15 protein-coding genes and 2 pseudogenes are annotated in these 12004 nt (G+C 66.7%); 7 read left to right on the top strand and 10 right to left on the bottom strand.

Annotated features, from left to right (window positions below):
- Nucleotides 1-124 (top strand): annotated as a pseudogene (locus tag H7J93_RS00695) (IS630 family transposase); the annotation flags it as partial.
- Here the strand turns inward: H7J93_RS00695 and H7J93_RS00690 are convergent.
- Genes H7J93_RS00690 through mrf form a run of 3 tightly spaced genes read right to left on the bottom strand, consistent with a single transcriptional unit; the run spans nucleotide 121 to nucleotide 3485 of the window.
- Nucleotides 121-1362, bottom strand: a complete 1242-nt coding sequence (locus H7J93_RS00690) for an SLC13 family permease (protein WP_267304376.1) — start codon at nucleotides 1360-1362, stop codon at nucleotides 121-123. The pseudogene H7J93_RS00695 and the gene H7J93_RS00690 overlap by 4 nt on opposite strands.
- Nucleotides 1353-2273: an MBL fold metallo-hydrolase gene (locus tag H7J93_RS00685; protein WP_267304375.1), complete on the bottom strand. Its 921-nt coding sequence runs from the start codon at nucleotides 2271-2273 to the stop codon at nucleotides 1353-1355. Before H7J93_RS00685 ends, H7J93_RS00690 begins: the two co-directional genes overlap by 10 nt.
- Before the next feature lie 30 nt (nucleotides 2274-2303).
- Complete coding sequence (mrf, locus tag H7J93_RS00680; RefSeq protein WP_267304374.1) at nucleotides 2304-3485, bottom strand: ribosome hibernation factor-recruiting GTPase MRF; 1182 nt, start codon at nucleotides 3483-3485, stop codon at nucleotides 2304-2306.
- Nucleotides 3486-3548: 63 nt separating this feature from the next.
- On the opposite strand from mrf, the gene rpmB reads away from it, so the two are divergent.
- The 5 genes and pseudogenes from rpmB to H7J93_RS00655 all read left to right on the top strand — a co-directional run bounded on the left by rpmB (nucleotide 3549) and on the right by H7J93_RS00655 (nucleotide 5404).
- The gene (gene rpmB, locus H7J93_RS00675) at nucleotides 3549-3785 is read left to right on the top strand and encodes a 50S ribosomal protein L28 (RefSeq protein WP_267304373.1); all 237 of its coding nucleotides are present in this window, start codon (nucleotides 3549-3551) and stop codon (nucleotides 3783-3785) included.
- On the top strand, nucleotides 3785-3949 hold the full coding sequence (rpmG, locus tag H7J93_RS00670; protein WP_267304372.1) for a 50S ribosomal protein L33: 165 nt from the start codon (nucleotides 3785-3787) through the stop codon (nucleotides 3947-3949). The genes rpmB and rpmG overlap by 1 nt, the downstream gene beginning before the upstream one ends.
- Before the next feature lie 68 nt (nucleotides 3950-4017).
- A pseudogene (gene rpsR / locus H7J93_RS00665) lies at nucleotides 4018-4146 on the top strand (30S ribosomal protein S18); the annotation flags it as partial.
- Entirely contained in the window at nucleotides 4143-4400 is a 258-nt protein-coding gene (locus H7J93_RS00660) for a WhiB family transcriptional regulator (protein ID WP_267304370.1), read from the top strand. The pseudogene rpsR and the gene H7J93_RS00660, both read left to right, overlap by 4 nt.
- On the top strand, nucleotides 4397-5404 hold the full coding sequence (locus H7J93_RS00655; protein ID WP_267304369.1) for a CobW family GTP-binding protein: 1008 nt from the start codon (nucleotides 4397-4399) through the stop codon (nucleotides 5402-5404). Before H7J93_RS00660 ends, H7J93_RS00655 begins: the two co-directional genes overlap by 4 nt.
- A 10-nt stretch (nucleotides 5405-5414) precedes the next feature.
- Here H7J93_RS00655 and H7J93_RS00650 read toward each other — a convergent pair whose 3' ends face one another.
- Genes H7J93_RS00650 through bluB form a run of 4 tightly spaced genes read right to left on the bottom strand, consistent with a single transcriptional unit; the run spans nucleotide 5415 to nucleotide 8541 of the window.
- A complete protein-coding gene (locus H7J93_RS00650; protein WP_267304368.1) occupies nucleotides 5415-6131 on the bottom strand; it encodes a TIGR03943 family putative permease subunit in 717 nt (238 codons plus the stop codon).
- On the bottom strand, nucleotides 6128-7075 hold the full coding sequence (locus H7J93_RS00645; protein WP_267304378.1) for a permease: 948 nt from the start codon (nucleotides 7073-7075) through the stop codon (nucleotides 6128-6130). The genes H7J93_RS00650 and H7J93_RS00645 overlap by 4 nt, the downstream gene beginning before the upstream one ends.
- A gap of 40 nt (nucleotides 7076-7115) precedes the next feature.
- Entirely contained in the window at nucleotides 7116-7871 is a 756-nt protein-coding gene (locus H7J93_RS00640; RefSeq protein ID WP_267304367.1) for a LamB/YcsF family protein, read from the bottom strand.
- A gap of 1 nt (nucleotide 7872) precedes the next feature.
- On the bottom strand, nucleotides 7873-8541 hold the full coding sequence (bluB, locus tag H7J93_RS00635; RefSeq protein ID WP_267304366.1) for a 5,6-dimethylbenzimidazole synthase: 669 nt from the start codon (nucleotides 8539-8541) through the stop codon (nucleotides 7873-7875).
- 62 nt (nucleotides 8542-8603) lie between these two features.
- Here bluB and H7J93_RS00630 point away from each other — a divergent pair, with 62 nt between their 5' ends.
- Nucleotides 8604-9410, top strand: coding sequence for a sulfurtransferase (locus tag H7J93_RS00630; protein WP_267304365.1), 807 nt, complete (start codon nucleotides 8604-8606; stop codon nucleotides 9408-9410).
- Here H7J93_RS00630 and H7J93_RS00625 read toward each other — a convergent pair.
- Genes H7J93_RS00625 through H7J93_RS00615 form a run of 3 tightly spaced genes read right to left on the bottom strand, consistent with a single transcriptional unit; the run spans nucleotide 9384 to nucleotide 11975 of the window.
- Nucleotides 9384-10256: a metal ABC transporter permease gene (locus H7J93_RS00625; protein WP_267304364.1), complete on the bottom strand. Its 873-nt coding sequence runs from the start codon at nucleotides 10254-10256 to the stop codon at nucleotides 9384-9386. The two genes, H7J93_RS00630 and H7J93_RS00625, sit on opposite strands and share 27 nt — an antisense overlap.
- Complete coding sequence (locus tag H7J93_RS00620; RefSeq protein ID WP_267304363.1) at nucleotides 10249-11061, bottom strand: metal ABC transporter ATP-binding protein; 813 nt, start codon at nucleotides 11059-11061, stop codon at nucleotides 10249-10251. The genes H7J93_RS00625 and H7J93_RS00620 overlap by 8 nt, the downstream gene beginning before the upstream one ends.
- Nucleotides 11058-11975 (bottom strand): metal ABC transporter solute-binding protein, Zn/Mn family, encoded by a 918-nt coding sequence (locus H7J93_RS00615; RefSeq protein WP_267304362.1) that lies wholly within the window; start codon nucleotides 11973-11975, stop codon nucleotides 11058-11060. The genes H7J93_RS00620 and H7J93_RS00615 overlap by 4 nt, the downstream gene beginning before the upstream one ends.
- Between the last annotated feature and the right edge of the window lie 29 nt (nucleotides 11976-12004).

Below are 12004 nucleotides of genomic sequence, written 5' to 3'. Positions count from 1 at the left end.
CATCCGCGCCTGGATCGAGCACTGGAATGAAAACCCCAAGCCCTACGTCTGGACCAAGACCGCCGACCAAATCCTCGCCAGCATCGGCAACTACTGCACCCGAATTAACGACTCAGGACACTAGACGCCGAATAGTTCGACGCCCAGCCACAGGGCTGCCACAGACGCCAGCAGAGTGAGCGGTACGGTGCACAACCCGACCCGGGTGAATTCGACCGCGCTGGTAGGCATTTCCCGGCGAACGACGCTGCGCCACAACAGGTTGGCCAGCGAGCCGACGTAGGTCAGGTTGGGTCCGACATTCACCCCGATCAGCACGGCCAGCACTGCGGCCGGACCGGAGCCCGCAACCAGCGGGAGCATCACCAACACCGCGGGCAGGTTGTTGACGACACCCGCGAGCACAGCGGCGATCGCTGCGATCCCGAGCAGTGCGGGCAGCGTGGTGCCGCTCGGCAGCACGTCGCGCATCGCGGTGTCCAGGCCGTGCAGCATCACCGCGTCGACGACGACGCCGAGGCACAGTACGAACGCGAGGAACGGCACGTCGGCCGCCGCCGCGATTCGTATGACCGTGGTGTCGCGGCGGGCCAACGCGCGCATCCCGAGGACGGTCGCACCGGCCAGTGCCGCCCACGCAGGCGAATGGCCGAGCAGAGAGGTCACCGCGAAACCGGCGAGGGTGAGCCCGAGCACGATCAGGACGAAGATCGGCACATCGGCGGGCACGGCCACCTCGACATGCTTCGACTCGTTCGCCAGATCTCCTACGAAAAGCCAACGCATGAGCAGGTATTCGACGGCGATTGCCGCCAGCCAGGGCAGCGTCATGAGCGCAGCGAAATGCATGAACGACAGGCCGGCCGCGGTGAAGGCCAGCAGGTTGGTGAGGTTCGACACCGGCAGCAGCAGCGAAGCGCTGTTGGCGAGGTGCGCAGTGGCGTACGCGTGCGGTCTGGCCGGCACCTTCAAAGTGCGTGCCGTGGCGAGCACGACCGGCGTCAGCAGCACGACCGTCGCATCGAGGCTCAGGATCGCCGTCGTTGCCGATGCGACGGCGAAGACGATGGACAGCAGACGTTTCGGATTTCCCGCACTGAACCGCGCCATCGCGACACCGGCCGCACGGAACAGCCCTTCGTCATCACACAGCCGTGCCAGCACCAGGATCGCGGCGAGGAAACCGACTACCGGCAGCAACCGGTTCACCTCGGCGAGCGCCTCGGGCACCGAGATGACGCCCGCCGCAATGAGTGTCGCCGCGGCCGGGACGGCGACTATCGCCTCCGGCCAGCCGTGCGGCCGCATGATGGCGAACAGCAGCACGACGGCCAGTGCGGCGAGCGCCAGGCTCACCTCCACGGGTCGCCGCGCTGCCAGAGCGTCGGCAGATGCAGCGCGATGCCGTCGTCGCGCGCCAGCCGGGACAGCAGCCGCATCGTGACGTCCAGATCGTCGCCCGCATACGGCAATGCGCGCAGCGGCTTGTGTAGGGGACGGAAGAAGTCGTCCCAGTGGATGAGCACGACGCGGCGGGCGCCGACGGTGCGCACGGCCTCCGTCCAGTAGTCGACCAGGTAATGCTCGGGCTGCAGGCCCAGTTGCCCGACGCCGAGGTACACCACGTCGGCGCGTTGTCCGGTCAGGGCGCCGGGAACGAATCCCGCGCTGCCGACGATGAGCAGCCGACGACCGGACGGCCGATGCTGCACGATGGTCGACCACGCCTCGCCGCACTTGTACGCCGACGCCTTGGCAGGCGGTGTGACCGGCGCGGTGATGACACCGGGGAAGCGGTCGGGCGGGCAATGCCTGCCGTCGATCAGCGTGACGTCGTACGCCCCAAGGCTTATCGGCTCGCCGGGCGTCGCCACGACCAGGCGATCGTCGGGCAACCCGTGACCGCGGCCCACCTGTTTCGCCGACATGCCGCCCACCACCTCGGCTCCGGTGCGGTCGGCGACCACCGCGGAGTCCATCACGTGGTCGAAATGGGTGTGCACCGGCAGCACCGCCTCCAGCCGCTGCACCCCGAGGCGTGCAAGGGAGCCGTCGATGCGAGGTGCAGACGGTGACAGCGCCCGCAATCCGACCTCGGCCAGGCTCGGGCGCGAGAAGAAGCCGTCGGTCATCACCGCCGATCGGCCATCGTCGATGAGCAGCGTGGTGACGCCCGCCCAGGTGACGGTCAGCGGTGCGCCGTCCGACGCGGCGGGCGCGTCGAAGTAGGTGGCGTAGTCGGCCAGGTCCGGTCTGCCGAGTTTGAGGCGCATAGCGCCACCCTAAGCGGCGTCAGGGACGCTTCACCGCTGCTCTCCCTCCCGGTTGACCGCCACCTCGCCGGCAGGCCCGGCCATGTCCTCGCACGGATCCACATGCCAATCGCCGAACGGGTCGGTGTACGTACTCCACTCGTGCGGCCGTGCCACTTCCTCGTCGGTCAGTAGCGCCGCCCGCAGCCCGTGGACGATCGCCTCGGGGTCGGCACCGCAGACCAGTACGGTCAGGGCGACGTGGCGGTCGCCCACCACATCGTCCCAGTCGGCTGAGGCCAATGCACACCGCTGCGGATCGGCGTAGGCCAACTGGTTGGAAGTCATTGCGGCCAGCCATCTTCCGGCATGTGCGGTCCGTAGCCCAGAACCGGCGGATTCGATCCACATGGCGTCGTCGAACCGATTGGCCAGCCACATCCTGCCCCGCGTCCGCACGACTCCGTCCAGTAGCAGGTCCAAGGCGCTGTGCAGGCGTTCCGGATGGAACGGCCGGCGCGCGGAGAAGAGGAGCAGTCCGACGTCGCCGTCGGGGTACAGCGACGGCTGCCCGGCCAGCAACGGGTCGTGGGGATTGTCGCTTCGCCCGCGACGGCTGTCGGTATCGAGGTTGGCCAGCGCCGTCTCGACCCGTCCGGCCCCAACGGTCAGTCGCGCCAACGGCGCCAGTCGGCGCAATACCGACAGCGTTCGTGCGTCTGGTCCGGTGAGCACCAGCGCATCGGCGAACTCGGCCTGGGCCACAACCACCTGGGCTACCGTGCGGCCGTCGTCGAGATCGTCGTCGCCGAGGGACTGGTTCAGCCAGTTCGAGGAGTCGATGCACGTCACCACCGCATCGATGCGGACGTCACAGGCCGCCGGGCCATCGATGTAGCCGGGTCCCACGCGCACCCGAACGTTGTTGATCGCCCAGCAGACCGGCTCGGGCTCCAGCCAGGGCATGAGGCGAACGACGATGCGGTCCACATCGTCTCGGCGGTTCAGCCGCCGCAACAGCACAAGTAGGTCGTTTCGCACCGTGCATGCGACGCACCCCTTGTGCAACTCCAGTGGCCACTCCGACGCGTCGCCGGCCGCACTGATGCGCCGCAGCACCACCTGACCGTCGAACGTGTGCTGGACGACGACGGTGCCTGGTTGCGCTGCGATGACATCGACAACGCCTTCGGTATCGCCCTGTCCACAGACGAGGACCACCGGAGTCCGCATCTCAACCTCCTGTATTATTGAAAACGATTATCGTTAACATTAGCGCATGACGGGAGAGGGGCTATGTCCGCGCATTGTCAGGTCACCGGCCGAGCGCCGGGCTTCGGTAACTCGGTATCGCACTCGCACCGCCGTACCCGCAGACGGTGGAACCCCAATATCCAGTCGAAGAAGTACTACCTGCCCTCGGAGGGCCGTCGCGTGACGCTGCGGGTGAGCGCCAAGGGCATCAAGACCATTGACCGCGACGGCATCGAGGCCGTCGTCGCGCGACTGCGTCGTCGAGGAGTGAAAATCTGATGGCCCGCAACGACATCAGACCCATCGTCAAACTCCGCTCCACCGCCGGTACGGGCTACACCTACGTCACTCGCAAGAACCGCCGCAACGATCCAGACCGAATCGTGTTGCGCAAGTACGACCCCGTGGTGCGCCGCCACGTCGACTTCCGCGAGGAGCGGTGATGGCCACGGGCAGGCGGGCGAATCGGCGGCAGACACCGGTCGTGTTCAAGCGGCAGAAGAAATCCGTGCTCACCGAGTGGGGCAAGATCCGCTCTCGGCGTGTGACCGGGCTGACGGTGCAGCAACAGCGCGATGTCGCGACCGTCATCAAGAATGCCCGGGAGATGGCGCTTCTGCCTTATAGCGCCCCGCAATGAGCTCGGCCGATCGATGCGATCTTCAGTGGCAACTGCGTGCCCGGTGTCGCGGGCTGCCGACCGCGATATTCTTCGCGTCGGACGGCGAACGGGGTGAACGCAGGGTGGCGCATGAGGAGCGGGCCAAAAGGGTGTGTAGGTCGTGCCCTGTACAACGCGAATGCCTTCGCTACGCTGTGGCTTCCATGGAGTCATGGGGAATCTGGGGCGCAATGACGCCACGTGAACGTCGCAGCTTGAGCGATTGCGCGTGACGGACATCCCCGTCATCGCCCTGACGGGCTATCTCGGAGCCGGCAAGACCAGCCTGCTCAATCACGTCCTGCGAGCCCCACGGGCACGAGTCGGCGTGATCATCAACGACTTCGGCGCGCTCAACGTCGACGCCGGACTCGTCACCGGACAGGTCGACGAACCCAGCTCGATCACCGGTGGCTGTGTGTGCTGCCTCCCCGACAACGGCGGGCTCGATGAGGCGCTGACCAAACTCGCCGACCCACGGCTGGACCTCGACGCCATCATCGTCGAGACCAGCGGTCTGGCCGATCCGGTCGCCGTGGCGCAGCTGATCCGATTCAACGGTGTTGCGGGGGTGCGCCCAGGCGGCATTGTCGACGTCATCGACGCCACCACGCATTTCGCTGTCGTGGACCGGAATTCGAGCCCACCGGCCCGCTACGCCGCCGCATCGCTGATCGTTGTCAACAAAATGGATCAACTTGCAGAGGCAGATCGAGCTCCATTGCTGGAGCGTATCGAGCAGCGCGTCCGGGAACGCAATCCCGTCGCTCCTGTCGTCGGGACGGTCGGCGCACGTATCGATCCCGCGTTGCTGTACGACTTGCCGGATTCGGGCGACGAGGGAGGCCAGCTCTCGTTCAGGGAACTCCTGTTGGACTCGGGGACCGACCACGCGCACGCCGACGCGGTGACCGTGACCAGCTGCGGATGCATCGATCCGGGGAAACTCCTTGACCTGCTCGAGAATCCGCCGATCGGCGTGTACCGGCTCAAGGGAACAGTCTCGGTGCGATATCGCTCGGCCGTGCGCACCTATCTCGTGAATCTCGTTGGTACATCGATACATATCGCGACCGCCTCACCGACAGCGACCTCGAACAGCCTCGTCGCGATAGGGATGGACCTCGACATCGAACGTGTCCACGCCGTCCTCAGCGAAACGCTCGCCTCAATCGACGGGAACGCTGCGGCCCGTGCCATCCGTCGCCTGCAGCGGTACCGCCGGCTCAGCTTCTAGCTGAGCGAGGTCAATACTCATACAGGTTGGCGGGCGGGTCGATCCGGGTGGCGGAGTAGACCTCGATGACGGCGGTGTTGATCTCCCGTGAAAAGGTCTGTCCCGGAGGGACTTTACCCTCGACTCGCAGCCACGTGTTCTCTGGATAGCCGGCGATCTGCGCCGCGGCGGGACCGCTGACTCTGATGCGGGCCAGACTGGCGTCCGCCGCGCAGCAGATGATCACCACCCGTGCCAGGTCGGTGCGGCCGTCGGCTTTGAAGGTGGACCCTATTACGGTGATCAACCTGCCGTCGAGTGTGTGCGCCGAATCGCGCGCTATCCGAACGAGGACTTCGGGCAACGACAATTCAGGCGCTCGCTCGTCGGGTAGCGCGGGAAAGGGCCGGCGCAGCGCTTCCGGGGACACCTCGGTGACCGTCGGCGCCGCAGCCTCGGGTGTGATGGCGGGCGGAACGATGAAGCCGAGCACCGCGATGGGCACGACGAGCAGCCAGACCGACCACCTTCGATGGACATGACCGTCGTCGTGCGGTTCGTGGGCGGACCCCTGCCGGATGTCGCGCACGATCGCGACCATCGCGAGAGTGATGAGCAGGATCGCCGATGCCGCCAACCATGGCAGTAGCGAAGGTTTGACGTACCTGGTGTACGCGCCTGTTATCGTGATGATTCCGGTGGTGATCCCGACCAGCAGCAGGATGGCGTTTTCCGTCTCGCGAGTCATTGCGAACCCACCAGCAGAAGCCCGACACCCGTGGCGACGAGCGTCGCCACGAGGAATGTCATCGGTGCGAACCGCATGGCGAACGCGCGACCGAACATGCCGGCCTGCATCGCGAACAGTTTGAGATCGACCGCCGGGCCAACGACGAGAAAGACCAGACGGGGGAGCAGGGGAAGCATCGTCAGGCTGGCGGCGACGAAGGCATCGGCCTCTGAGCACAGCGACAGGACCACAGCGAGCAGCGCCATAGTCAGGACGCCCAGCGCGATCTGACCGGCGAGCTTCTCGTACATCCAGGGTGGAACCACCACTCGAAGCGCGGCTGCTGCCCCGGCGCCGATGACCAGATACGAGGCGGCTTGGAGGAAGTCGTGGCGGGCCGCTTCGGTGAAGACGGTCCACCGTGACCCTTCGCCGTCGCGGATCTTCGGAAGCCGGCGGGTGATCCACTCCGTGCGGCCGAACCGGGCCCACGCGGCGCCCATGATCAATGCGGTGAGCAGCGATGCGATACACCTGGCAGCCACCATCTGTGGCTGACCGGGGAATGCAACGGCAGTGGCGACGAGCACCACCGGATTGATAGCGGGCGCGGCGAGCATGAAGGTCAATGCCGCTGCGCCAACCGCGCCGTCCCCGAAAAGGCGACGCGCTACGGGAACGGAACCGCATTCACACCCTGGCAGCACCGCACCACCCACTCCGGCGGTGAGTATCGCCGCGCCGGGTCGGCGCGGTAACCATCGCGCCAGCCGGTCCGGTGTCACAAACGCCGCGACGAGGCCGCTGATCACGATGCCGAGGGCGAGGAACGGAATTGCTTGGACGAAGATGCCGCTGAAGACAGTGGCCGCGGTCGCGAGATCCGCAGTGCCGACGACAACACCTCTCAGGGCACTGCCGAAAAAGGCAAGCACCACCATGGCGAAGACAAAGATCGGCATCGAGCCGATGCGCCATTGCACTTTCGGCAGGCTGGCGACGCTAGGCAAAGGCCCTCAGCTCGACACCGTCGGTCACCAGGCGCCGGCGTACCGCATGAGCAATCTGCACTGCACCTGGTGAATCTCCGTGCACGCAAACGGATTCGACTTTGATCGGAATCTTGGAGCCATCGGCGGCGTCCACCCGGCCTGCGGTCACCATCGATGACACCCGGTCGGCGATCTCGTCGACGTCGTGCAGCACGGCGTTGGGCAGGCGCCGGGACACCAGCTGTCCGTCCGAGCGGTAGGCGCGGTCAGCGAATGCTTCTGGCACGGTGCGCAACCCGCGTTCCTCGGCTTCTTCGAAGAACACCGAACCCGATAGGCCGAGAACGGGCAGGTGCGGGTCGACGGCGTGTACCGCTTCGGCAACCGCCTGTGCCTGTTCGCGATGGGTGACAATCGCGTTGTACAGCGCGCCATGGGGTTTGACGTAGCTGACCGCCGAGCCGGCGACATCGGCGATCGCCTGGAGCGCCCCGATCTGGTAGATCACGTCGGCCTTCAGATCCTCCGGATCGGCATCGATGAACCGTCTGCCGAATCCGGCTCGATCGGGGTATCCGACCTGCGCACCGATCCGCACGCCGCGCGCGACCGCCGCCCGGCACGTGCGGAGTAACAGCGCAGGGTCACCAGCGTGAAAGCCGCAGGCGACGTTGGCGCTGGTGACGACATCGAGGATGGCTTCGTCGTCGCCGAGCGTCCACACTCCGAAGCTCTCGCCCAGATCCGCGTTGAGATCGATGGTCACGTCACCAGCCTACGATCGGCGCGGGCGTATCCCAGTTGTTCTCGAAGACGAACTCGTTCAGCCGTCGGCCTACCGTCCAATCGTCGATCTCGAGTTGCGGCCGTTGGGGAAATTCCGGAACGGGGCCCAGGCACAGGACGGCGACGGGCTCGGCATCGTCGGGGATGTCGAGGAGCTGCGCGAGCCGGCGTGGGTCGAAGATCGACACCCATCCCACACCCAGGCCCTCCGCGCGAGCCGCCAGCCACAAATTCTGGATGGCACACGACACCGACGCGAGATCCATCTGCGGAAGTGTGCGTCGACCGAATACGTGGGCCTGTCTTCCGTCGCCGAGTGCGACCACCAGCAGCTCGGCGCACTCCAGGATGCCCTCGACCTTCAGCGCCAGGAACTCGTCGCTGCGCGGGCCCAGTGCCTGCGCGGTACGCAATCGCTCGTCATCGACGATGGCGTGGATGTCGTGCCGCAGCGCCGGATCGGTGATCCGGATGAACCGCCACGGCTGCATCAGCCCCACGCTCGGCGCGGCATGAGCGGCCTGCAGCAGCCGAACGAGCACATCGGAGGGTATTTGGGAGTCGGGGACGAAACGACGCATGTCGCGGCGTTCGGCGATCACCCGGTACACCGCGCGTCGCTCCTCGGGGCTGAACGCGTGGTCGGTCACGGGGGCCAGCTTAGGAGCCGTCCGGCCGGCGGCATGGCGCCTAGGTGGTGCACCATCGAGGTATGAGCCGTGACCGGGTGTTGATCAGCGCGACCGAACTGGAGCAGCAGTGCAACGACGGTGCGCGGCCGACCATCCTCGACGTGCGCTGGCAGTTGGCCCAGCCCGACGGCCGCACCGCCCACGAGAGCGGTCACATCCCCGGTGCGGTGTATGTGTCGCTGGAAGATGAGCTGTCCGACCACACCGTCGAGGGACGCGGACGGCACCCGCTGCCGTCCGGCCGCGATCTCGAGGCGGCGGCGCGGCGATGGGGTGTGCGACGCGGCGTTCCTGTGGTCGTCTACGACGACTGGAACCGGGCCGGATCGGCGCGCGCATGGTGGGTACTGACCGCAGCGGGCATTCCCGATGTGCGCATCCTCGATGGCGGCCTGGCGTCGTGGCGAGGTCCACTCGAAACCGGTTCGGTCACACCGCAACCGGGGGACATCACGGTGAAGTACGACGATCTGTACACCGGCGCGCTGCCGACCCTCACCGCCGATCAGGTCGCCACTGCGGATGTGACGCTGCTCGATGCGCGGGCGCCGGAACGCTTCCGCGGTGACGCCGAACCCGTCGATCCGGTCGCCGGTCACATTCCTGGTGCCCGGAATGTGCCGAGCACCAGCCTGCTTGACGCCGAGGGGCGTTTCGCCGTCGACATGCCGGAGGTGACCGGCGCCGTGGCCGCGTACTGCGGTTCGGGTGTCACGGCCTCGGTCCTGGTCGCGGCGTTCGCCGCGGCGGGCGTGGACGCCGCCCTGTACCCGGGTTCGTGGTCCGAATGGTGCTCGCAATCAACGCGTCCCGTGGAACGCGGCTGATTTGCGTCTGCCGATCACCCAGCACACCAGGAAGATCACGAACGAGATCGTCGTGACGAACACCGACACCGGCACCCCCGGCGCCAGGGACAGCAGGATGCCTCCGACGGCAGCCACCTCGGCGAAGATCACCGACGCGGTGATGGCCGCCGCGGGTGAGACGAACACGCGCACCGCGGCCGCCGCGGGCGTGATCAGCAGGGACATCACCAGCAGCGCTCCGACGATCTGTACACCCTGAGCGGCGGTCACCCCGACGAGCGCGGCGAACACAATGCCCAACGCCCGTACCGGAACTCCGCGTCCGGCCGCCACCTCGGGGTCAACGGTCGCGAACAGCAGTGGGCGGTAGGACACCGCAAGGACCGCGACGACGATCACCGACACCACGGCCAACAGCGTGAGTCCCGAATACCCGACACCGACGATCTGGCCGGTTAGCAACGCGAAACTCGTGCCGGTCCGGCCGGGGTAGAGATGGATGAACAAGACCGCCAGACCGAGTCCGAAGGCCAGCACCACACCGATCGCCGAATCCCGTTCTCGGGTGCGCTGGCCCAGGATGCCGAACAGTATCGCCGCCAACGCACACCCGACGAGTGCGCCGACGCCGACGTTGAATCCGGCGAGCAGTGCGAAAGCCGCTCCGGTGAGGGACAACTCGCTGGAGCCGTGCACCGCGAAGGACATCTGCCGCATCACGATGAAGGGACCGATCAACCCGGACACCAGTGCCAGCAGTGCGGCGGCGAGCAGCGCCTGCTGGACGAAATCGCGGCGCAGCAGGTCGAGCGTGATGTCGAACGCGAACAGGTTGGCCAGTACGTCGGCGAGTCGTTCACTCATGGTCATGCTGGTATTCGCTGTGCTCGCCGACCACGACGTAGCGGCCGCGCACCTTCACCACCTCGATGTCGGCTCGATACAACTCAGACAGCGTCGCCGAGGTCATGACCTCCTCGACGGTGCCCATGCGGAAGCGGCCGTCGACCAGATACAGCACCCGATCCACATACGGCAGAACGGGATTGACCTCGTGGGTGACGAAGAGCACCGCGGTGTTCGCCTCACGGCGGCGGGCGTCGATCAGGGTGGACACCAGTCGCGCATTGGCGGGGTCGAGGTTGAGCAGCGGCTCGTCGCACAGCAGCAGCACCGGATCCGTCGTCAGCGCCTGGGCGATCCGCACGCGCTGGAGTTCGCCACCCGACATCACGCCGACCGGCACGCCCCCCAGCGCCTGGCCGTTGACCTGGTCCAACGCGGTCTGTACCGCCACGTGTTTGGCGGGCCGGTTACGCAGCGACGTGAGCCCCCATCGGTGCCCGTCGAAGCCGAGCCCGACGAGGTCGCAGCCGCGCAGCGAAAGCCCATTGTCGATCGCACGGTGCTGGGGCACGTACCCGATGCGCCGACTGCCCTTCTCGACCGGTTCCCCGCAGATCGTCACCTCGCCCGCGGTCAGCGGCAACTGGCCGAGCAGCACCTTCAGCAGCGATGTCTTGCCAGTGCCGTTGGGTCCGAGCACCGCGATGAACTCGCCGGCATGCACGGTGAGGTCGAGGTGGTCCCACAGCACGCGTTCGGCGAACGCCAGGCGGGCGCCGGTCAGTTCGGCGACGACATCAGTACGCACAGTACTGATCATCATCTATTCGCCTGTGGCCCCTTATCCAGCTGACTCGCCAGCTGCTCGGCGGTTTGGCGCTGCCAGGTCAGATAGTCGGTGTCCGCCGGGAGTGTCTCAGTCACGATCACCACGGGTACCGAGGCCCGCTCGGCGGCATCCCGCAGCTGTTCGGTGACCGCGGTCTCGGTCTGCGGGTTGTACAGCAGCGCAGTCACCTGCCGGGTGTTGATCAGGTCGAGCATCGCCGCGAGGTCGGCAGGCGACGGGTCGGTGTCCTCTTCGATCGCGTTCGCGAAACCCTCCGGGGTCTTGTCCGTCAGACCCGCGTTGACCAGCAGGTAGTGCGCGACGGGTTCGGTCGCCACCACCGAAGCGCCCGGATGCTCTTGGCCGATTGCGCGCTCCAGCGCCAGGACTTCGTCGGCCGTCCTGGCGAACGCCGCGGCGTTGGCGCGGTAGGTGTCGGCCGAGGTGGCGTCGATCGCGGCCAGGCGGTCGGCGACCTGCGCGGCGACGGCCTTGGCCGTCGCCGGATCGTAGAAGACATGTTCGTTGGCATCGGGGGCCGCATCCGGCAGCAGCGAATATGCGTCGACGGTTGGCACGTTCGGGTTGTTGGCCAGCACGTCTTCTACCCAATGGTCGTAGCCGCCACCGTTGAACACCACCAGCGACGCATCGGCGATGGCAGCGGCGTTGGCCGGCGTCGCCTCATACGAGTGAGGGTCCTCCACCGCGCTGTCGAGGATCGACGTCACGGTCGCGTGATCCCCGGTGACGGCCTGCGCCACGCTGCCCCAGACGTCCGTGGAAGCCACGACTGCGGGGGATGCCGGTTTCTGTTCTGACGGACCCTGGCCGGTGCAGCCGGCGGTTGCGATCGCCAGTCCCACCGTCAGTCCGATCGCCTTCGCCGCCGTAAGAGTGGCACGCATACCTAATCCCCTAAAAGCTAATGAAAACC

It is taken from the genome of Mycobacterium barrassiae (assembly GCF_025822765.1).
Taxonomy (GTDB): domain Bacteria; phylum Actinomycetota; class Actinomycetes; order Mycobacteriales; family Mycobacteriaceae; genus Mycobacterium; species Mycobacterium barrassiae.
Note: the sequence above shows the minus strand (reverse complement) of the source record. Positions and strands in the feature narration are given on the sequence as shown.